General features: G+C 56.5%; 8 protein-coding genes. 6 read left to right on the plus strand and 2 right to left on the minus strand.

Features of this window, described 5'->3' with window-relative positions; genetic code table 11:
* The 4 genes from ASH01S_RS17045 to ASH01S_RS17060 all read left to right on the plus strand — a co-directional run.
* Positions 1-244 (plus strand): LysM peptidoglycan-binding domain-containing protein (locus ASH01S_RS17045; RefSeq protein ID WP_217996358.1); only part of this gene is annotated, 244 nt, incomplete at its 5' end.
* Positions 245-264: 20 nt separating this feature from the next.
* A complete protein-coding gene (locus tag ASH01S_RS17050) occupies positions 265-1140 on the plus strand; it encodes a LysM peptidoglycan-binding domain-containing protein (RefSeq protein WP_067929640.1) in 876 nt (291 codons plus the stop codon).
* An 18-nt stretch (positions 1141-1158) separates the two neighbouring features.
* Positions 1159-1878, plus strand: a complete 720-nt coding sequence (locus tag ASH01S_RS17055) for a transglycosylase SLT domain-containing protein (RefSeq protein ID WP_067929641.1) — start codon at positions 1159-1161, stop codon at positions 1876-1878.
* A 7-nt stretch (positions 1879-1885) separates the two neighbouring features.
* Positions 1886-3277 carry a hypothetical protein gene (locus ASH01S_RS17060; protein ID WP_067929642.1) on the plus strand — a complete coding sequence of 464 codons (1392 nt, stop codon included), beginning with the start codon at positions 1886-1888 and terminating at the stop codon, positions 3275-3277.
* Between the two features lie 508 nt (positions 3278-3785).
* Here ASH01S_RS17060 and ASH01S_RS17065 read toward each other — a convergent pair.
* Complete coding sequence (locus tag ASH01S_RS17065; protein WP_067929643.1) at positions 3786-4244, minus strand: hypothetical protein; 459 nt, start codon at positions 4242-4244, stop codon at positions 3786-3788.
* Positions 4245-4392: 148 nt separating this feature from the next.
* On the opposite strand from ASH01S_RS17065, the gene ASH01S_RS17070 reads away from it, so the two are divergent.
* Positions 4393-4593: a hypothetical protein gene (locus tag ASH01S_RS17070; RefSeq protein ID WP_067929644.1), complete on the plus strand. Its 201-nt coding sequence runs from the start codon at positions 4393-4395 to the stop codon at positions 4591-4593.
* A gap of 254 nt (positions 4594-4847) precedes the next feature.
* Positions 4848-5042, plus strand: a complete 195-nt coding sequence (locus ASH01S_RS17075; protein ID WP_067929645.1) for a hypothetical protein — start codon at positions 4848-4850, stop codon at positions 5040-5042.
* 282 nt (positions 5043-5324) lie between these two features.
* Here ASH01S_RS17075 and ASH01S_RS17080 read toward each other — a convergent pair whose 3' ends face one another.
* Entirely contained in the window at positions 5325-5570 is a 246-nt protein-coding gene (locus ASH01S_RS17080) for a hypothetical protein (protein ID WP_067929646.1), read from the minus strand.
* Between the last annotated feature and the right edge of the window lie 90 nt (positions 5571-5660).

Genomic DNA, 5660 nt, shown 5'->3' on the forward strand with positions numbered 1-5660 from the left:
GTCGAGCAGCAGCAAAAGCACGACCACCTACAAGTACGTGCCCAAGGCGTCTACTTACACGGTCAAGTCGGGAGACACGTTGTGGGGGATCGTGTCCAAAGAGTACGGCATCCCGAACAGCGGACAGGCCAACTACACCAAGATTGCGAACATCCTGGCGCAAGTGGAAAAAGCGAACCCGCAAATCAAGAACCCGAATCTCATCTACCCTGGGCAGAAGATTACCCTGCCCAAAATCGCGTAGTCGCATGAGGGGGTGCAAGCATGGCTGCCAATGCCACGTTCATGAAAATGGCCAAACTCGCCGCCAAAAAAACCGGGCTGCCCGAGCGGTTTCTGGCGGCGTGGATGGCCGCCGAAAATGGCTACACCTGGCCTTCCACGAACAATCCAGGAAATATCTCTTGGAACGGAACGGGCGAGCCGATGGGCAGGGGCGGAATCTGGACCGGAGCGGTGCGTGTCGAGTCCAATCGCGTGGTGGTCTACGATACCCCCGAGCACGGCACCGAGGCGTGGTGTGAGCTCATCAACCTGCCCACACACGCGCACGGGGGCAGCAAGGCGCTGACCGTCGATACCGAGGACCTCAAGGAGGCCTGGGCCAAGGGCGGTATTGATGAGGCTGCGAAGGTGCTGGGCGAGTCGAACTGGGCGGCCAGCCACTATGATGATGGCGGCGGGCCGGGGTCGCTCATCATCGGCGCGTACCATTCCAGTGTTCTTAATGAATGGTTTGGTACGACATCGGACAAGTCCTCCGAGGCGGTGCAGGCCACGCACGCCTCTGCGCAGGGGACAAGCAAGGCCACGCACGCCTCTGCGCAGGGGACAAGCAAGGCCACGCAGCCCAAACGCACGACCTACAAGATCAAAAAAGGGGACACGCTGTCCGGCATCGGATTGCGCTTTGGCATTCCCTATAGGGTCCTGGCTCGCTTCAACCATATCGCCAATCCCAACAAAATCAAGGCGGGCGCGACCCTGCGCATTCCCAAAAAGTACAAAATCAAGCCGGGGGACACGCTCTCCCAGATTTGCGTGCGCGAGGGCTACCCGCTCTCGGATGTGAATTGGTTGGCGCAGGTGAACGGGGTCAACCCGAACCTTATCTACGCGGGGCGGACGCTCTACGTGTAAGGAAAGGAGGCAGGCCGGATGGCGACATCCGTAACCTCGATTGTGTCCCAGGTGGCGCTGGCGAACGGCCTGCCTCCCTGGGTCGCGCTGGACATCATGGCGGTGGAATCGGGCGGAAACCCGAACGCCGTGGGCGATAACGGGACGAGCTTTGGACTGTTTCAGTTGCACAAGGGCGGAGGCCAGGGGGACGGGTATTCCGTCTCGCAACTCCTGGACCCCCTGACCAACGCGGAAATTGCCATACCGCCGATTGCGCGTGCCTATAAAGAGGCGGTCGCGCAAGGACTGTCCGGCTTTCAGGCTCTGGTGTACACCGCCGACCATTCGGGGCACCCCGATGATGTGGGGTATATGCCTTCATCTTATGAATCGGCGCTGTACAAGGCCTACGAATCGGGCGGGACGGACAATGGGTCGGTGACGACCGGGACGGCGCTGGATACGAGCCTCACGGGTCTGGAAATGCTTTCCGCTGACGCGCCTCAGGCCTCAAATGACCCGCTCACAGCGTTGGACAACGCCCTTCAATTTGAGGGCATCAACCTGGGCACCGCGATCAATCCGGCAAGCTGGGGCGAATGGCTTATCAAAAACTTTGACGCGTTAGTTTTGCGCGTGGTCCTGTGTTTTGTGGGACTGGTGCTCATATTGGTCGGGCTCTTGCGCGTCATTGGCGGAGGCAATGCGGGCACGGGCGCGAACCGCGCTGCGACCATTGCGATGATGGCAAGGTGAGGCGAGCATGTGGATACCGATTTTTACGCAGGACCAAATTGAGGCTGCACAAGCCCAGACCTACAACCTGAACACCCCCCAAGGGTGTTCGATTGTCATTTACAACCAGTCTCCGTACACCGTCCACGTGACTACGTCAACGGGACAAAAGGTGGACGAGGTGCCCGGGCATACGACCGTAACTATGCCCTACGAAAACACGCAATCGCTGGTGTTCCAGCTGGACCCGACCATTTCCGACGGGCTCACGTTTGATGTGCAATACGTGGCGGCGCGCTTGGTCAAGGGCACCGTGACCTACCAACGGGCCAGCAACTACCCGCAAGCTACGAACGTGGCCAACCAATTGGAGGCCATTATCCAGAACCAGATTCAGGCTCTCATCACGAACCAGGAGCTACCCGTCACGACCGGGCAGTCGGGGCTCACCACGTCGATATCGGGCACCGTGCAGTCGGAAGTCACAAACACCGTCCAGTCGCAGATTACCAATACAGAAATCCCCGTGACCACGGGGCAAAGCGGGCTGGCCTCCACCATCCTAAACGAAACCCTGTCCACGACCGAAGCCGTGACGATTCCGGCGGTGGAAGTGACGCTAGAAGGTGGGCAGCCATTCGGCAGCCCGTGCGCGACCGTGACGCTCCAGGTTCCCCCAGGGATGTATGACAGTTTCCTCATTTTGATTACGAGCGCCCTGGGTCAAGACTTTTTGATCAATAGTTTTTTCAATGCCTATCTTCAAGGGGTGCAGATTGCCAGTTACGACATCAACGCGGACAATGGCGGCAACGCCAACTCCGTATGGATACTCTGCACGAACACGAAAACCCTGCCGACCGATATGGTGCAATTCGACTTAACAACGGCGGGAGTGAGCCAGGCCGAGACCGTGCTGCTGCAGGCGTTTGCGTTTCGGAGCACCTATGGGTCGCAGACCCAGCCACAGCCCGTTTTGCAGGAGGCCTGGGACCCGAACACCTTGGAGTACCGCCAAAAGACGCTGGGCTATAGCTTTCCCCTGGAGTCGGGAACCTTCAATACCACCCAGCCTGCGACTTATCAGGACCCCGTAGCCTATGGACATCGAGGCGTGATGATTCTGTTGAACATCACCAATGTCTCCGGCACGTCCAATTACGGGCTGTTACCCCGAATCAGCTGGACCGACGCATATGGGATTTCGTTTGTGATTGCGAGTGCGCAGAACTACGTGAACACGGCGGGGTACTACGTGTACTTGTTTCACCCGGAGGTGCCCGAGCAACCGAGTACCACGCAACACGGGCATCTCACCGAGTCACATCCCTGCTACTTGCCCCCGGGGTACCGCATCATCATTTACCACGGGGATAGCGCCAGCTACACCTACTCCGCCAGCGCGGTGACACTGCCGTAAAGGAGGGATTCTCTCGTGCCCAAAGCCGTAGAGCGCCGCCTAATCCGGCGCATCACGCGAGAGTATGAACGGAAAGGATATAGCGCCAAACGCGCAGGCTATATCGCCAGGGCCACGGTCTATCACAACATTTTCCCCGGCCCGCACCATCACAAGGGGAGGCGTAGACGATGAAAACCAACCGTGCTATACTGTTGAACGCGAACATGTGTTCGGGTGAATGCTCATGAAAATCGAACCTATGGAACTGATTGCCGTCCTGGTCGGCGCCAGCCTTGGCGCGCTGGCTGAATACCTCATCCTGAAGCATGCCGGAGTACGCTGACAACGGAAAACGGCCCGCATCACGCGGGCCGGGTTTGCTGGGGTTGGTGCCTCGCCTCAAAAACTGGGGTCCGGCGAGACACCCGCAAAAGGATCAAAGGGGCAGGGGTATGCCCCCGCCCCATACTTTATCGTGTTCCCACGGGAATTACAAGCACGAATCCTTGGATCTGTTGTCGAATCGTTAGACGACCTGGAAATTGTAGGTGCGGAACCCTTTGCGCGTGCGCGTATGGTTCACGACGATGGGAATGGTCACAGGCTTTCCATCCTCCATGAAGTCCCCCTGGCCAAACAGCGGAAACAGGTAGTGCTCGACGAAATCTGCCGCTGCCGTGGACGCAAAGGCGATATTCTTTCCATCCTTCAGCTTGAACACAACTCGGTTGACCTCAAGCTCCGATCCATCATCCTGCTTCACGGTAGCTGGATGAATGACCGCTCCCGTGACCTCCAGGACCACGCCCACATAATCGTCAATCTTCTCCGTCGGTGCGCCGACATAGGACGTAACCGTTTTGAGCGCCGCAATCTTCTCCGCCGCCGACTTGGAGGCCAATTCGCTCAGGTCCGTAAATGCGACCAGTGCCTTTTGGTCCTCCGACAGCCCCTCTTGGATGGTGATGGCCTTTTCCTGCTCCATGATACATAACCCCTTTGCCTTGAGTTTTGCGGGTGTCCTTGTTGTTCCCCACGGCTCTTATCCTACTACGCTTTCCTACGTGTGTCAACCCCTCTTGCACATTTTCCAACGGTGTTATATGATGTAGGAGAAAGGAGGGGGAAACACCATGCTAGGGTATCTCAGCATTCGGATTACGGAGGAGGAAACAAAGCACATTGACCGCATCCGAAACAAGCTGAACCATGATCCAATGCAAGTCACCAAAGTATCTCGCTCCGATATTGGGAGGCTGGCACTACGCAAGCTCTTTGAGGCCGACAATCAGGGAAAGCTCCTGGAGTTCATTCGGGGGGATGAGGACGCATGAGCACAGTGGTCCTGTGGATAGCGGTACTCGACGTTCTCTGGCTGGCGCGACAAACCAAAGCGCACCGTCTGTTGTGGATGTTGATTGGCTACTGGTTGGGCCGGAGACGTTGACCGTCATATTTCGATTCTGACGCGTTTTTTCGGCCCAGGATGATATTTCATACGTGGTCGGTCGAAAACGAGGCTCAGAAACGAAAATAGAAGGCCATTTCTCCAAGGGGGTTGCAAAAGGATCAAAGGAGGCTAACACTCATGGTAGAAGTTCAAACGATTCTTAAAAATGATCACCTGGAGGGCGTGGTCCGGGACCTCATCTGCGACGCGGACGTATACAAACGCCAAAATCACTTGCTCCATTTCGGAGTGCGGGATACCTTGACCGTGGCAGACCTATTGGAGGGTCTGGACGAACCGCCCGCCCTCGTAATCGAAGAATGGGAGGGGTGAGGAATGCAAGGGCGCGTGTTGAGTGAGGACCAATTGGTAGCCTATGGGGTGATGCGCCGCATTGTGTCGGTCTCCTGGTCTTGTTACAATGACTCTCCCTGCTTTCAATGCGGCTCTCGAGAGGGGGTGCAATATCTCGGGTACGGGGAGAAGGGTTTTTTCCTCTGCCGAGACTGCCGGATATCAGTTGCAACCACCCTTTTCAATAGTTGTCGGGAATAAAATCAGGAATAAAAAACACCGCCCTTGAATCCGAGGGCGGTTATTCGTTTGCAAAAAGCATCATTCAAACGCCTGGGGGCGGGCTGACTTCTCCAGTTGCCGATACTGATCCAATACTTCCGCAATCACTTCCGTCCGCGTGCGGCTGAGATAGCGGGCTATTGTGTCCAAATCCTCCACCAAGTCGATATCCAACGCTACGTTGACAACCTTCTTGGAACCAGTACGCTGGACCTGTTTGGGAGCGAGCAGATGCAGCGCCGCCTCGCGTTTTTCCATCTTTTTGGCGATTCGACGTTTGGTCATGATATAGCCTCTTTCCATACAAGTGATTAGAAGCCAAAAACAACCGATTCGTCATAGCTTGAATCTGTTTTTTATTTTTCTTCACGCTAC

This window comes from Alicyclobacillus shizuokensis NBRC 103103 (assembly GCF_001552255.1).
Classification (GTDB): domain Bacteria; phylum Bacillota; class Bacilli; order Alicyclobacillales; family Alicyclobacillaceae; genus Alicyclobacillus_G; species Alicyclobacillus_G shizuokensis.